At 34.4% G+C, this 16,208-nt stretch carries 13 protein-coding genes; 9 read left to right on the forward strand and 4 right to left on the reverse strand.

Translation table 11 applies throughout. The annotated features are described in order from the left end of the window. Positions 1 to 207: 207 nt before the first annotated feature. Genes pgl through gndA form a run of 3 tightly spaced genes read right to left on the reverse strand, consistent with a single transcriptional unit; the run spans position 208 to position 3,881 of the window. On the reverse strand, positions 208 to 924 hold the full coding sequence (gene pgl, locus IW20_RS22755; RefSeq protein ID WP_035628040.1) for a 6-phosphogluconolactonase: 717 nt from the start codon (positions 922 to 924) through the stop codon (positions 208 to 210). Further along, positions 905 to 2,443, reverse strand: coding sequence for a glucose-6-phosphate dehydrogenase (gene zwf / locus IW20_RS22760; RefSeq protein ID WP_035628042.1), 1,539 nt, complete (start codon positions 2,441 to 2,443; stop codon positions 905 to 907). The genes pgl and zwf overlap by 20 nt, the downstream gene beginning before the upstream one ends. A 28-nt stretch (positions 2,444 to 2,471) precedes the next feature. Then, positions 2,472 to 3,881, reverse strand: a complete 1,410-nt coding sequence (gene gndA / locus IW20_RS22765; protein WP_035628044.1) for an NADP-dependent phosphogluconate dehydrogenase — start codon at positions 3,879 to 3,881, stop codon at positions 2,472 to 2,474. A 465-nt stretch (positions 3,882 to 4,346) separates the two neighbouring features. Between gndA and IW20_RS22770 the strand changes: the two genes are divergently transcribed. Continuing rightward, positions 4,347 to 6,743, forward strand: coding sequence for an arylsulfatase (locus IW20_RS22770; RefSeq protein ID WP_081912550.1), 2,397 nt, complete (start codon positions 4,347 to 4,349; stop codon positions 6,741 to 6,743). A gap of 111 nt (positions 6,744 to 6,854) precedes the next feature. On the opposite strand, the gene IW20_RS22775 is transcribed toward IW20_RS22770, so the two are convergent. After that, the gene (locus IW20_RS22775; protein WP_035628046.1) at positions 6,855 to 7,334 is read right to left on the reverse strand and encodes a DUF1203 domain-containing protein; all 480 of its coding nucleotides are present in this window, start codon (positions 7,332 to 7,334) and stop codon (positions 6,855 to 6,857) included. Between the two features lie 281 nt (positions 7,335 to 7,615). On the opposite strand from IW20_RS22775, the gene IW20_RS22780 reads away from it, so the two are divergent. Genes IW20_RS22780 through eboE form a run of 8 tightly spaced genes read left to right on the forward strand, consistent with a single transcriptional unit; the run spans position 7,616 to position 16,202 of the window. Next, positions 7,616 to 9,520 (forward strand): hypothetical protein, encoded by a 1,905-nt coding sequence (locus tag IW20_RS22780; RefSeq protein ID WP_035628048.1) that lies wholly within the window; start codon positions 7,616 to 7,618, stop codon positions 9,518 to 9,520. A 24-nt stretch (positions 9,521 to 9,544) separates the two neighbouring features. After that, a complete protein-coding gene (locus IW20_RS22785) occupies positions 9,545 to 10,594 on the forward strand; it encodes a ferritin-like domain-containing protein (protein WP_035628050.1) in 1,050 nt (349 codons plus the stop codon). Positions 10,595 to 10,624: 30 nt separating this feature from the next. Beyond that, positions 10,625 to 11,062: a VOC family protein gene (locus IW20_RS22790; RefSeq protein WP_035628051.1), complete on the forward strand. Its 438-nt coding sequence runs from the start codon at positions 10,625 to 10,627 to the stop codon at positions 11,060 to 11,062. Between the two features lie 37 nt (positions 11,063 to 11,099). Then, entirely contained in the window at positions 11,100 to 11,963 is an 864-nt protein-coding gene (locus IW20_RS22795; protein ID WP_051886136.1) for an EboA domain-containing protein, read from the forward strand. A 3-nt stretch (positions 11,964 to 11,966) separates the two neighbouring features. Next, positions 11,967 to 12,875 (forward strand): TatD family hydrolase, encoded by a 909-nt coding sequence (locus IW20_RS22800; RefSeq protein ID WP_035628053.1) that lies wholly within the window; start codon positions 11,967 to 11,969, stop codon positions 12,873 to 12,875. Then, entirely contained in the window at positions 12,876 to 13,772 is an 897-nt protein-coding gene (gene eboC / locus IW20_RS22805; RefSeq protein WP_035628055.1) for a UbiA-like protein EboC, read from the forward strand. Between the two features lie 16 nt (positions 13,773 to 13,788). Next, the gene (locus tag IW20_RS22810; protein WP_035628057.1) at positions 13,789 to 14,961 is read left to right on the forward strand and encodes a 3-dehydroquinate synthase; all 1,173 of its coding nucleotides are present in this window, start codon (positions 13,789 to 13,791) and stop codon (positions 14,959 to 14,961) included. Then, positions 14,955 to 16,202 carry a metabolite traffic protein EboE gene (gene eboE / locus IW20_RS22815; RefSeq protein ID WP_035628059.1) on the forward strand — a complete coding sequence of 416 codons (1,248 nt, stop codon included), beginning with the start codon at positions 14,955 to 14,957 and terminating at the stop codon, positions 16,200 to 16,202. Before IW20_RS22810 ends, eboE begins: the two co-directional genes overlap by 7 nt. Positions 16,203 to 16,208 lie beyond the last annotated feature (6 nt).

The raw sequence follows: 16,208 nt of genomic DNA on the forward strand, positions 1-16,208 counted from the left end.
TTGAAGGTTGATTTGTAAACACTTCTTGTTAAGGTTTGAATCCCGTGGAGTTATCTTTGCGGGACTTCGAGCTTTTTTTATTTTTAATATGAATAAAATTAAAGCAAAAAAGAGATAAAGAAGATTTTCTTCTTTATCTCTTTTTTTATAGATATCCTAATTACTGTAAAGTATAATTTTTAGCAAAAGGCTAATAAAAACAATCTCTTAATTAGCGCCAGCAGCAACTTTATCTACAAGAAATAATAGTTCTCCCGATACTGGTTTAATTAATTGCATTGGGTAAAGCGTAGGATTGTATTCTCCGGTTGTTACTTCTTTTAATGCATGTGTTTTTTTCTCCCCAAAAGCCACTACAACAATCTTTTCTGCTTTATTTATTAATGGTGCAGTAAGTGTAATACGGTGCATTTTTTGAGGTTCTAGGTAATAGGCAGAAACCCATTTGTTTTGTTCCTCTAATACTGCTTGATTAGGAAATAATGAAGCTGTATGTCCGTCGTCGCCCATTCCTAATAAAATAAGGTCAAACTTTCCTTCATTTCCTAAGACCTCTCTAATAGACTCTTCATAAGTAACCGCATAATCTTCGGGTGTAACACCGTCTTTATACATTTCAAAAATATTTTCTGACGGAATAGGAACGTGGCTTAATAAAGCAGCATAAGACATTTTCGCATTACTTAAGTCATCATTAAGAGGAACCCAACGTTCGTCACCCCAAAATATAAAAACTTTACTCCAGTCTATTTTATTTTTATAATCATCAGAAGCTAATAATTTGTAAATCCCTGCAGGAGAAGAACCTCCTGTAAGTACAACTGTAAATTTACCTTTTTCTGTAATTGCTTTTTGTGCAGCTGCTACAAAAAGATCTGCGGCTGCGGTATTAATTTCTTCTGTATTATTGTATATCTGTATCATCTGGAGTTACTTCATTTATTTTATTCTGTGTATTTCTAATCCAAGCATGACCTTGGCGAGCCAATAATTCGTCGGCTTCTTCAGGTCCCCAACTTCCAGCTTTGTAATTAGGGAAATTGGTTGGTGCTATAGTTTTCCAAACTTGTTGAATAGTATCAATAGCATCCCAAGCTTGTTCTACCTGATCCCAACGCATAAATAGGGTAGGATCTCCTGCCAACGCATCGGCAATTAGTGTTTCGTAAGCTTCTGGTGACATTGTAGAGCAAGAAAAATAATCAAAAATCATTTCTGCTGGTTCTAGAGAAAGTGACAGTCCAGGTTTTTTGGTCATAAACTGCAACTTAATATCCATAGAAGGCTGAATATTAATAATAAGTCTGTTAGGTGTCATACCTTCTTTTCCATAAGAAAATGAAGAATGCGGAACAGGCTTAAACTGTATAATGATTGAAGATTGTTTTTCTTCCATTCTTTTTCCTGTGCGCAGGTAAAACGGAATTCCTTGCCATCTCCAGTTATCCAGATAAATTTTCATTGCTACGTACGTTTCCGTATTAGAATCTGGAGCAATTCCTTTATCCTGACGATATCCCGGAACTGGATTTCCTTTTATAAAACCTGCATCGTATTGACCTCTTACAATGTAATGATCAACTTCATCGGGTTTAATACGTCGAATAGATTTTAAAACATCAGCTTTACGGTTTCGGATATCATCAGCTTCTAATGATGCAGGAGCTTCCATAGCTGTCATACATAAAATTTGAAGCAAATGGTTCTGAATCATATCTTTTAATGCACCAACTCCTTCATAAAATCCGCCACGTTCTTCAACACCAACTTCTTCTGCTACTGTAATTTGTACAAAATCAATAAAATTACGGCTCCATAAAGGTTCAAACATCGAATTTCCGAAACGGAAAGCAAGAATGTTCTGAACGGTTTCTTTACCTAAATAATGATCAATTCTGTAAATCTGTTCTTCCTTAAAAGTGTGCGAAAGCATTTCATTAAGTTCAATCGCAGAAGTTTTATCGTAACCAAAAGGTTTTTCAATAATAATGCGGTCTTGTTTGGCATTAGCCGCAAGGCCAATTTTCTTAATATTACTAGAAATTGTAGTTATAAAAGAGGGCGTAATAGAAAGGTAGAAAAGACGATTAGCACGTTCTTCAAAGGCTTCATCAATACTATTTATTCTTTCATTTAATCTTTGATAAGAATCTTCTTTATCAATATCAAAGCTTTGATAACTTATGTGCGAAAGAAATTTTTGAGTTTCTGAATCTGAAAGTCCTTTTTTTCTTGAAAAGGTATTTAGATTTTCTAATACATAGCTACGAAAGTCTTCATTGCTTTTTTCTGCTCTTCCTAGTGCGATTATCTGAAATTTTTCAGACATACGACCGTCCAGATACAGATTTTGAAATGCTGGAAAGAGTTTTCTCTTTGCCAAGTCACCGGTTCCTCCAAAAATAACAATGATTGTTGGATTTATATTCTTGAACTTATTCATTTTAGTGTGTTGTGTTGCTTAAAGTTCTTTATTCAGACCATTGTGTATGGAAAACACCTGTCGTATCAATACGTTCGTAGGTATGTGCTCCAAAATAATCACGTTGTGCCTGAATTAAATTTGTTGGTAGATTTTCTGATCTGTATGCATCAAAATAAGCCAATGAGTTCATGAGTCCAGCTACAGGCAATCCTTTTTGTACAGCAAATTGTATAACTGCTCTCATTCCTGATTGGTTTTCTGTTAATTTTGAAGCGATTCCAGCATCTAAAAGTAAGTTAGGTAAATCTGTTTTTGTAACATACGCTTTTCTGAAATCTTCTAAAATGTTGGCACGAATAATACATCCACCGCGCCATATTTTGGCAACAGTTTCAAGATTTAATCCGTAATTATATTCTTTAGAAGCAGTATGAAGCTGAGCTAATCCTTGTGCATAAGTTACCACTATAGAAAAGTATAATGCAGATTTTAATGCAGCAATTGCTTCGGTTGTATTTACATCGGTTTCGGCAGCATTCCAAACTAATTTTTTAGCGGCTTCAATTCTTTCTGGTTTTGTTTTAGACATATCGCGCATAACTACAGCAGCATCGATAGTTGGTACAGGAACTTGTAAATCCATTGCGTTTTGCGAAGTCCATTTTCCTGTTCCTTTAGATTTTGCCCAATCTGAAATTTTATTGATTAATCGGGTTCCGTCAGTATCTTTTTCTTTCAGAATGTTTCCCGTAATTTCGATCAAATACGATTTAAGATCATCGGTTTGGTTCCATTCTTCAAAAGTTTTCTGAATCGTATCTTCATCAAGATTATAACCACGTTTCATTAGGTCATAAATCTCAGAGATTAACTGCATGATTCCGTATTCAATTCCGTTGTGAACCATTTTTACATAGTTTCCGGCAGAACCGTTTCCTAAATATTCTACACAAGGTTCACCATCTACTTTTGCAGCAATAGCTTCAAAAATTGGACGAAGTCTTTCGTATGCTTTCTGATCTCCACCAGGCATCATTGCAGGACCAAATCTTGCACCTTTTTCTCCACCAGAAATTCCCATTCCAAAAAAGTGAATTCCCTTAGCAGATAATTCTAAAAACCTTCTGTCAGTATCCGTAAAATAAGTGTTACCTCCATCAATTATAATATCTCCCTGATCTAAATGAGGCAGTAAACTTGCTATTGCGCTGTCTACAGGTTTTCCTGCAGGAACAAGTAGCATAATAGCTCTTGGCTTTTGTATAAGTTCTACAAAATGTTTAACATCTGTTGTAGCTTCAATGGTGTGATCAGAATCTGCTTCTTGTTGCAGAGAATTAACTTTTTCGGTATCTAAATCTAAACCTGCAGCCGCAAAGTTATGGCTCGCAATGTTCAAAAGTAAGTTACGTCCCATAACACCTAGTCCTACGATTCCAAAATCAAATTTATTCATAGTTTTCAATTAACTAAAATTATTATAAAAATGCTTTTCCAAAAAAATGTAAGAAAAAAATAAGTAACGTTTTTTCATTCAGTCGTTTGCAAAAAACAAAGTTTGTTTTAATCTTATAATTTAAGATTTACTGTGCTAAGTTAAAGAAAAATGATGAAACACTATATTATTTGCTACCCTCTTTAAGCCTTTATTGTGATAGTTTTTATCTGTTAAAAAAAATATTCTGAGGTTCTCTTAAAAAGATATTTAGATTGACGTGTTTCAGTTTCTTGTTTCATTTTATAAGATGCAACAAAATACCTCTAGTAGCACTTTATACAATATGTAACTTTGATTTATACAGAATAAAAAATGGAAAGCAAAACAACTTAAGCAGCTCAATCTTAATATGTTTTCTATGAGGCTGAAGCCAAGAATTTAGTTGATTTTAAAGACATGAATTAACAATAAACCTTTATGATTATGAAACAAATCTTTAAAAATTTAATTTTATTATGTTGCGTAACAGCAATGGCACAAAATCCTCCTAGCCAAGGAGATAAAACTTTTAAAGGGGATATCAAATTAGATATTCGTGATTCAAAAGGGGATTGGCCAGCATTTCTGGAAACTAAAGCACCAAAAGACGCTCCTAATGTATTAATTATATTGTATGATGATACTGGTTTTGCAGCTTGGTCTCCTTATGGCGGTCGTATTAATATGCCAACTATGGATGCTCTTGCAAAAGATGGTATAACCTATACCCAATGGCATACTACATCTGTATGTTCGCCTACACGTTCTACACTATTAACAGGACGAAATCACCACCAAAACGGATTCGGTTCTATATCTGAGTCTGCTGTAGGATTCCCTGGTTATAGCGGACATATTCCTAAAGAAAATGCTACTCTTGCTACCGTTCTTCGTCAGGCAGGATGGTCTACCTTCTGGATTGGAAAAAACCACAATGTTCCTGTTGATGCGCTCGATATGGCTTCCTCCAAAGATCGTTGGCCTTTGGGACTAGGTTTTGATCGTTTTTACGGTTTTATAGGTGGCGAAACAAATCAATGGTATCCAGGTTTAATAGAAGATAATCATTTTATAGAACAGCCTTATCAGCCTGAAGATGGTTATCATTTAAGTAAAGATCTTGCAGATAAAGCAATTGCATATATTCAGGACACAAAACAGTCTAAACCCGATAAACCTTGGTTTATGTGGTATAATCCGGGAGCAAATCATGCGCCGCATCACGCACCGGCTGATTATATTGCTAAATATAAAGGCAAATTTGATGATGGATATGAGGCATATAGAGATTGGGTATTAAAGCGAATGATTGATAAAGGAATTTTACCTAAAGACACTAAACTAACTCCTATAAACCCAATGCCAAAAGGAAAATTTTCTGAAGGGGATACGGTAAGACCATGGAATACGCTCACGGCAGATGAAAAAAAATTATTCAGCCGTATGGCCGAGGTTTACGCTGCTTACTCTGAATACACCGATTTTGAGGTGGGGCGTGTAATTAAATACCTAAAAGATTCAGGACAATTTGATAATACTTTAATCATGTATTGTGCAGATAATGGTGCATCTGGAGAGGGTTCGCCAAATGGTTCTGTAAACGAAAACAATTTCTTTAATGCTTATCCAGACGATATGAAAGTTAATTTAAGCATGATTGATAAATTAGGTTCACAAGATACCTATAATCATTATCCTACGGGTTGGGCAGTTGCTTTTTCGACTCCGTTTAAAATGTTTAAGAGATATTCTGGATATAGTGGTGGTACTGCAGATCCGCTTGTTATTTGCTGGCCAAAAGGTATTAAAGCCAAAGGAGAAATTAGAAGTCAATACCACCATTGTACTGATATTGTACCAACTATATTAGACGTTTGTGGGGTAAAAATGCCTGATGTTGTAGATGGTGTAAAACAAACTCCGCTAGTAGGTGTTTCTATGAAATATAGCTTTGATAATGGCAAAGCTGCAACAACCAAAAAAGTGCAATATTATGAAATGGTTGGAACCAGAGGAATCTGGAAAGATGGCTGGAAAGCCACAGCAATTCACGGTGCGCTTCCGGTAAATATAGGAAACTTTGATAAAGATCAATGGGAATTATATCATGTAGATGCAGATCGATCAGAATCTACAGATCTTGCAGCAAAATACCCAGATAAGGTTAAAGAACTAGAGCAAGTATGGATGGATGAAGCTAAAAAATATAATGTTTTACCATTAAATGACGTTTCGGTAAACGAATTTCATGCAATGGAATATCATAAAGAAATTCCTGCTGACGGTAAATTTATTTATTATCCCGGAACAACTGAAATTCCAGAAGCTTCTGCAGCACCAACGCTTGGGCGTTCTTTTAAAATTTTGGCCGAAGTAGATTTTACAAAAAACACAAAAGGTGTTATTGTTTCACAAGGTTCCCGTTTTGGTGGTTACAGTTTATTTGTTAGCGGAGGCAAACTAAATTATGTATACAACTTTTTGGGACTGGCTCCTGAGCAAGTTTTAAGTACATCATTGCCTGCAAGCGGACAACATATTGTTGGGGTTGAATTTATAAAAGAAAAAATGACCGATAAAAATGAAACTTTAGGAACAATGAAACTTTATGTAGATGGAAAAGTGGTAGAAGAAAAACCTTTCCGTACTCAGGCAGGTCATTATGCGCTTTCAGGCGAAGGTTTGTGTATTGGTCGCGATTCTGGTGATCCAGTGAGCAAACAATACAAAGCCAAATATGATTTTGCAGGAGGAACTATTGCCAAAGTGGTCTATGATGTAAGTAATGATGCTTATCAAAATGTAGAGCATGAGTTTAAAGTAAAAATGGCAAGAGAGTAAAACGAAGTTCAAAAACTATTTAGCTATATAAAAAGCGATAAATCTCAGGGTTTATCGCTTTTTTAGGTATAATTAAAACGTTAATTTGAAATATTTACGGAATGTGTGTAATTACACTCTTTCTATTTTACAGATAAAACATCCAGCTTCGGCGTTTCTTGCGTGCAGATACTCAATATTCTTTTCTTCTTTAAAAATTTCAGAAATCAATAAATCGACATCGTTATCACCAACCAATTTTGTGAAAATCATTTTTTGCTCCGAGTTATAACCAATTAATGTTAAAGGGAAACTTACTTTATCGGCTTTTATTTCTACAGGGAAATTGTAAATATCAGTATATTGTTCAACTTCATTTTTATGAATAAATATCGGCCCCGATTGATTAAAGGCATTCTGTATAGAAAATGGACTATGAGCAAAAACCAACCGCATATCTTCACCAACTTTAAATGGCTTTAAAGAAACCCTACACGGTCCTTTGCCTGATGCGAGTTGTTCGTACACTTGGTTTCCGAAATTATCTGTATTCGATTTGCGAATCTTATCTGCAAATTCTTTTGTTAAAGGAACAATTTTAAAATTTTTCATGACTTTTTATATTTACACAAATATAATTTCCGGCTGTCTTCTTAAAAATCCATTTCTTGCTAAATTAAGTTGCAAAAACTATGAGTGAGATTAGGCTTTTCAGTTTATTTCTTCTCAAAAAAACTCATACCCATTTTTTTCCTGTTTATACCTAAAAACACGGACTACATAACATTTTATCATGCCTGACTATTATGATAAATTAAATTTACTAGAGAAACCTACTTTCAATCCGATTTATTTCAATAGTAATTTTTAATAATAGCTAAAACATTAAATTCATGTCATACCTAAACGTCCCTCGTCTTACATTTTCTGGGCAATTTCAGGCCGATCCTTCGACTGTAAATAATGATCCCTCACATTTTAATAATGAAACATTCGAACCTGATTTTCAGGATTACAGTACGGCTGATACTCCAAACGGTTGGTGGAATCCAGATGGTACGGGCAATTGGAGATTTTTAGGTTGTAAAATTACAAGCGTTACCTATCAGGACGGAACAAGTACTGATGATTCATTATTAGATCCTGTTATTGGTATGACTATCATAGATACTAATGCACGTACAGCAGGTAAAATTGTAGATTTAGATAGTCAGCAACAAATGGTTTCTCAACTTTGGGGATTTATTGTACGAATTGTAAATAATGAGGGCGATACCCTTGTAAAAGGAGATTATGATGTAGCTGCCTTTAGCAATATTTGGTTTAACAGATCAGTTGATCAATCAGCAGATTCAGCGGCAGGAGCAACTTATCAGTCCATTCTAAAAAATATCGAATGGAATTTTGAAATATCTAACTCAAGATATCTTAATGAGTTAAAATCTGCCAGTGCAGATCAATTATCGATACAGTTTAATGTAGACAGATATAATGGAGATTACACCTCTCCACAATTTACCTTAGGAAGAATCACGGGTTCGATAGGGCCTTCAAGTAACAGCGAGCCTAAGCATTTTGTGTTAGGGAGACAATTATTTCCTGCAGTACCAGGTTACAATTATGCTACTGCATTAGTAGATGAAAAATTGAATCAAGTTGTTCTTGATTTTGGTAATGCACTACAATTTTCTACAGGAGGAGTAGTAAACTCATTTGTAGATTTGCATCTAGTTATTGATACAAGTACTGCGGAAACAGTAAGTTATGTAGATATTGGGAAAATTGATTATTCAAATCCTGATTGGTATATGGGAACATCAGGAATCTTAACTTTTCCGTTGTCTGATGAGCAATTGAATCTCATTAACCAATACCCATTAGCTATTACGCAAATCCTTATTAGTCCAGACAATGTTTTTACTGTGACAAAAAATCAAACTTCAAGCGTAATTTATACAGAGTCTGTAGACTATGTGTGTGCAGATAAATTTGTATTCAGACTAGATCCTGATCAAGAGATTGACGACCCATTTGTTGTTAATTTTTACGCAACATCATTTGGGAAACCTTTGGCAAATACAGTAATTTCTATATTCCAGTCAGGTGTTAATGACAACGGCTATAAATCACATTTTAAAAATCCGCCTAGCGCCAATAACGCTCCGTTATTACCCCCATATTCATTTCAGAATTTAGCTCCAAGTCCAATAAATGGCACTCCGATAACAGCATTGGGTATTTCAGCAGACCAAAAAAATCCTTCTGCTACCCTGGCAACAGATAATAATGGATTTGTTTCCATTACTATTCCATATAGTGATCCAGGACTTGTGCGTGAATTTAAATATTATCAGTTAAATAGCGATAAAACAGAATATAACTTAATTGGTTATGACCCGCCACAGTTTATGGATGGACAATATTATAGTATTAATTATTGCTTACAGAGTCAACTAGCAACTTTTCCAAATAACATAAATCCTTCTAATACTTTAAGTGTTCTAATTTTTAATGGACCTAAAACGCTTTCGGGAATTCAACCAGATTGGGAAAGCTTTATACAGCCTATCATGCAGCAATACGCCAATTTGTATCCGTTGATGTCCAAAGGAATTTTTAATCTGGCTGATAAAGCGGTGTTTGAAAATAACGCACAAATATTGCATTTAGTTTTTAGCAAAGATCCCGAAGATCCAAATTATATGCCTGCTACAAGAGATCTTTCTAAATATAAAAAGACGGTTATCTTAAACTACTTACAAGGTATTATTGATAATGGAACTGGAACTAAAGCATAGTACTCATAAAATAAAAATCTAATTATGATATTCTTAAAAACAATAAAAATAGAAACTCTTGCGGATCTTAAAGTGGCACTGCAAAATGCCATTGAATTAGAACATGCAACAATCCCTCCTTATCTAACGGCAAAATTTACACTTTTTGAAACGGGTAACGACCAGATAGCAAATTTAATAAGTTCTGTAGTTGGCGAAGAAATGTTACACATGTCAATAGCCTGTAATATATTAAATGCAATAGGAGGTAGTCCAGTTATTAATAAACCTGGTTTTATACCAACATATCCCGGACCATTACCAGGTTCTGTGGTAGATGGGCTACAGGTGCCAATTAAAAAATTCACATTAGAACTTGTTAATGAGGTTTTTATGGCAATTGAAGAGCCTGAGAAACCAATTGATATTCATAATCGTATGGCAGTTTCTGATGTAATTACTATTGGAGTGTTTTATACTAGAATAAAGGAAATAATAAGTGAACTTGAAGCTGCTGCAAAAGCAGAAGGAAAGACAATATTTGTTGGAAATCCGAATTATCAAATGACTTTTGAAAATTTTTATGATGCTTCTTTATTATTTCCAATTGTCGATGAAGAAACAGCTATACGAGGTATAGACATCATTATTGATCAGGGAGAAGGAACAACAACAAATCCATTTGTAACTTCTGCAGATGATGGGAATGTTACTGAACTAGCACACTATTATCGTTTTGAAGAAATTTATAAAGGTAAAACAATACAGCAAGATCCTACAGGAGGGTATATGTTTGGTGAACCTCTAATTCCTTTTAATCCGAAATTAGTACCTAATATGTGGCCAAATCCTAAAATGGACGATTATCCAAAGGATTCTCAAGCATACATTAATAGCAAGTTTTTTAATTACAACTATACTTCATTACTTAATAGTTTACACGAAACATTTAATGGCGAACCAGAGAAAATTAATACTGCAATGGGGCTAATGTTCTCTTTGCGATTATATGCTATTAAGTTGTTGGCGATTCCAGATCCTAATCATCCGGGTTTTGTAGCTGGTCCTAGTTATGAATATGTTGTTGGAGAGTAATTTATTGGAATAAAAACAGAAAATTCTAAAATGAAATTCAAGTCAAAAGCAGTAGTTATTAAATTATCAGTGAGTGATATTCTTGTGTCTCAAAAGTTTTATGAAGAAGTTCTGGCATTTAAGGTTGATGATAAATACACTCTTAATTCCGATGGAAATTATGGTATGGAGTCTTTTATACAATTGTATCTAAATCATAAAACCGAAAATGGTTTTATGCTTGGATTATATAAAGATATTGACTCGCCATTTTATCCATTGCCAGAAACGGGAACCGTACCAACTTTTATTGTAGATGATATACAGGCAACACTCGTTTATTTTAAATCCCAGAATGTAGTAATTGATGTAATAGATGGCGCAGAGATTATCTCTAATATTTCAAACAAAGGATATGTAGATCAGTTTTTCTTTTTTAGAGATCCAGATAACAATTCTTTGGTTATTCGAGAGAACATCTTAAAGTAACAGCTTGTGATAGCGTAATTAGTAAAGTTATAAAACAATGATAGCAACACCAACCAAAACAGATTCTGGAGAACTAATAAAAGAAATAATTCAGAGCAAACTTTCGGGATCTGAATTAGATTGGTTTAGAGGAAATATCATTTTTGAAAATTCCGCACAGTTTTTTCAAGTGTTTGGATTAATCTCTAGAAATATCTCTCCCGTTATTCCAGAATGGACTGAACAGGAAAAGGTACAACTAGAAGAATTATATCCTGGTTTTACACAGAGCAATTGGGATTTGCAACAGCTTTGTCGCTGTTTGTTAATGGTTCATTTACCAGTAGAGCAAAATGTTGAGATAATAAAAAATTTGGCCGAAATGGCCGCTATAAAAGAGCTTGTTTGTTTGTATAAAGGATTGTATTTCTTAAAGAATGCTCCCGATTTTGTCTTAATGGTTCAGGAAGGAATCAGAACAAATATGGTTGCCGTTTTTGATGCAATTGCATTAGCAAATCCATTTCCTGCAAAATATTTGCCTACAGATCCTTGGAATCAATTGGTTTTAAAAGCCGTTTTTATGGGACGACCGTTGTATCAAATCATTGATTTAGACTTGCGTAAAAATGAAAAATTAGCCTTAATAGTTCATGATTACATTCACGAGCGTTGGTCGGCAGGCAGATTAGTAACACCCGAAATATGGAGATTAGTTGATGGTTATGTAAATCAGGAAATAGCTGCCGATTTGCTAAATGCTTTACAAACTGGGGATACATTAACCAAACAAGCGGCTATAAAAGTTTTAAAAGAAAGCTCGTTTTACAAAGAGAGCGAAATTCCTAATGAAGTACTATTAGAAAGTGCTATTACATGGAATGAAATAGGAACAAAATATTATTCACAATTAAAATCTTAGTATATGTATTATATAGATCCACATATTCATATGGTATCCAGAACGACTGATGATTACCAAGCTATGCGTGCTGCAGGTATTGTAGCCGTTATAGAACCCGCTTTTTGGTTAGGACAAGCTAGAACAGAAGCTTCTTCATTCAAAGATTATTTTAGCACTTTGGTAGGTTGGGAAAGATTTAGAGCCTCACAATTCGGGATTAAGCATTATTGTACCATAGGTTTAAACTCTAAAGAAGCAAACAACGAAGCTCTTGCAGAAAAAGTAATGCACTTATTGCCATTATTTGCTGCCAAAGAAGGAGTTGTTGCTATTGGAGAGATTGGTTATGATGATCAAACTCCAGCTGAGGATAAATATTTTAGGTTACAGATTGAGCTGGCACTAAAATTTAATTTACCAGTAATGGTTCATACGCCACACCGAGATAAAAAGAACGGAACTATTAGAAGCATGGATGTGTTAGAAGAACACGGTATTGCGCCTCATATGGTAGTTATAGATCATAATAATGAAGAAACCGCTAAACAAGTTCTGGATAGAGGATATTGGGCAGCTTTTACCATTTATCCTAATACAAAAATGGGAAATGAACGCATGGTTGAGGTTGTAAAACAATATGGTTCCGACCGTATTATTGTAGATAGTTCTGCCGATTGGGGTGTAAGTGATCCTTTATCAGTTCCTAAAACAGCAGCTTTAATGCTCGAAAGAGGAATTGCCAAAGAAGATGTGCATTTAACCTGTTACAAAAATGCCCTTACAGCTTATGGGCAAAGCGGGCAAATGCATGAAGATGACTGGAAAAACGAAATGGTTATTACCCAAGACACCTTATTTGAAGGAAGTAGCGTGCTAAGAGGACAAGAAGCCCAAGAAATAGTATATCCTAATATTATTATAGAAAACTAAATGTCTAGTAAATTATTTTATTTATTAACCTTATTGCGTCCCGCAAATATTGTTACAGCCGTGACAGATATTCTTGCGGGTATCGCTATTTCGGGAGTTTTAATTTTTTATAGTGACAATAATAATTTTATAATTAATGCATTATTGCTAATAACATCAACTATAGGTTTATACGGTGGCGGAATTGTATTTAATGATATTTTCGATTTAAAATCAGATGCTATTAACCGCCCAGAAAGAATACTTCCGCGTGGATTAGTTAGCAAAAAAGAAGCTGTTTTTCTTGGATGCCTAATGTTACTTATGGGAGTTGGACTAGCTTTTATAGTATCAGTTCTTAGCGGAATTTTAGCTTTTATCATTAGTCTTCTCGCACTTAGTTATGATAAGATAAGCAAACATTACCCAGTTATAGGCCCATTAAATATGGGACTTTGTCGGGGAGGGAATTTGCTTTTAGGAATGAGTATTAGTAATGATGCCGTTTATAATTATTGGTACATTGGTATAATTCCTATTTTATTTATTGCAGCCATCACGCTTACTGCCAAAAAAGAAGCATCTGGTAATAATAAAGGATCTATACTTTTTGCCTTATTTCTAGATGCTATAGTTGTAGCACTATTTATTTATATAGGACAGTTACTCGGTTTTAGATTTTTGATCTTATTACCGTTTCTTCTTTTTTGGTACGGAATTAATTTTATTGCAAAATATAAAGCTTTCATTTATAACCAACCAGTTAATATACAAAAAGCTGTAAAAACAGGAGTACTATCTTTAATTCCGCTAAATGCCAGTTATGTAGCAGGCTCAGCAGGATTGGTTTATGCGCTATTTGTTCTGGCATTATTGCCATTGTCTATTTTATTATCCAAAAAATTTGCCGTTACCTGAATATAAATTCCATAAAATGAAACATCAACATATACTTCAGCAAAATTTTCAAGTCACATTTAATTATGACATCATATTTAGTCGTTCCTTATTTGAAGTAAACAATACATCACTTATCGATGTGATTAAAAAAGAACCAGGTTTTCAGCAACCCAAAGTAACAATAGTAATAGATAATGGAGTTGTAGATGCTACAAGCCAGTTTATAACAAAAGTTATTCGGTATTTTAATGAGCATCAATTTGCTATTACCGAAGCTAATATACTTGTAGTACAAGGAGGAGAGGACGTAAAAAACAGCTCAGAATACATTGAAGCTGTATTAGAATTAATAAATAATAACAAAATAGACAGACATTCTTTTCTTATCGCAATAGGAGGAGGAGCAGTGCTAGATGCTGTAGGTTATGCTGCTGCAATTGCACATCGTGGCGTGCGCCTTATCAGAATACCTACAACTGTTTTATCGCAAAATGATTCGGGTGTAGGCGTAAAGAATAGCATGAATTATTTTGGTAAAAAGAACTTTCTGGGCACATTTGCTCCACCATACGCTGTACTTAATGATTCTGATTTTTTAACCACTTTAAGCGAGCGTAATTGGCGATCCGGAATATCCGAAGCTATAAAAGTGGCACTTATTAAAGACGCTTCTTTTTTTGATTGGATAGAAAACAATACACAAGCCCTCAATAACAGGGATGTTTCGGTAATGGAAACACTTATTATCCGTTGTGCCGCTTTGCATACCGATCATATTTCTAAAAAAGGAGATCCATTTGAGAAAGGTTCATCACGTCCGTTAGACTTTGGACATTGGGCAGCGCACAAAATGGAGCAACTTACTAATTACGAAATTACCCACGGAGAAGCCGTTGCAATAGGTATTGCTCTAGATGTTGCCTATTCTTATTTATCAAATAAAATAGATAAACCGAGTTTGGATCGAATCTTAAAATGTTTCTTAATCCTTGGCTTTGCCATAAATCACCCTATTCTTGACACTCATTTTGATGAGGTTATAAAAGGATTAGATGAGTTTAGAGAACACTTGGGAGGTCAGCTTACAATTATGTTATTAAGTGATATTGGTACAGGAGAAGAAGTACATGCACTTGATAACAATCTAATTGCTGAATCTGTTCAATATCTGTATTCGTTTTGCCAATTAAATACCGAAGTATGCTAATTAGTACAAATGGTCATTTAAGCTATTGTACCAACATTCATGCAGGTGAATCTTGGGAAGCTGTTTTTAATAGCATCAAGACCTATTGTGTTCCTCTCAAAAAGAAAGTTTCACCAGATATGCCATTTGGTATAGGTTTACGTCTTTCATATCAAGCAGCAACTGAATTGGTATTAGATGACAATCTATCCCTTTTTAAAGATTGGTTAGCACAAAATGAAATGTATGTATTTACCATGAATGGTTTTCCGTATGGAAATTTTCATAATGAGCCAGTTAAAGATAAAGTTCATTTGCCTGATTGGACAAGTAGCGAAAGATTAAATTATACACAATTACTTTTTACCATTTTAGGACAACTTTTACCTTCAGGGATAGAAGGAGGGATTTCGACCTCACCACTTTCGTATAAACATTGGTATAAAACTGAAGCAGATTTAATTCAGGCCAAGCAAGTTGCTACAAAACAATTAATAACAGTCGTTACACAGTTAGTAGAATTTTATGAAGCCAAAGGTATAATGATGCATCTGGATATAGAACCAGAACCTGATGGTATTATTGAAAACGGTGATGAATATATTGCCTTTTTTGAAGACTATTTACTTAAAGAAGGCGCTTTATTATTAGCAATAAACCTTTCTTGCACTGTATCTCAGGCACAAGAATACATACGAAATCATATACAGCTTTGTTATGATGTTTGTCATTTTGCCATTGGGTTTGAAGAAAGTGAAGACGTAATTAAGAAAATGGAAAAGCATGGTTTAAAGATTGGAAAATTGCAAATTAGCGCAGCTCTAAAATGTACCGCTTCTGCAAATGTACCAATTGACGAATTGCAAAAATGCCTACATACTTTTGATGAACCTACGTATTTGCATCAGGCTGTAATTAAAACTACAAATGATGAGTTACTAAAATTTAATGATTTAAAAAACGGAATAGAAGCCATGAAACGGGACGACTTTAAGGAGCTTCGCACGCATTTTCATGTCCCTATATTTATAGAAGATTACCAACTATTACAATCTACACAAAATGATATCGTAAATGTTTTGGAAAATTGGCGTAAAACAGCATTTACCAAACATCTAGAGGTTGAGACTTATACGTGGCAAGTACTGCCAACTCATTTACAAACAGACTTAGAAAAATCTATCGAGAGAGAATTAAATTGGGTTATAAACAGAGTAACCAATAATATAAAAGAGCCAGTTATACACCTAAGCTTACTTTAAATACAA

The sequence above is a fragment of the Flavobacterium hydatis genome, from assembly GCF_000737695.1.
In the GTDB taxonomy this organism is placed as follows: Bacteria; Bacteroidota; Bacteroidia; order Flavobacteriales; family Flavobacteriaceae; genus Flavobacterium; species Flavobacterium hydatis.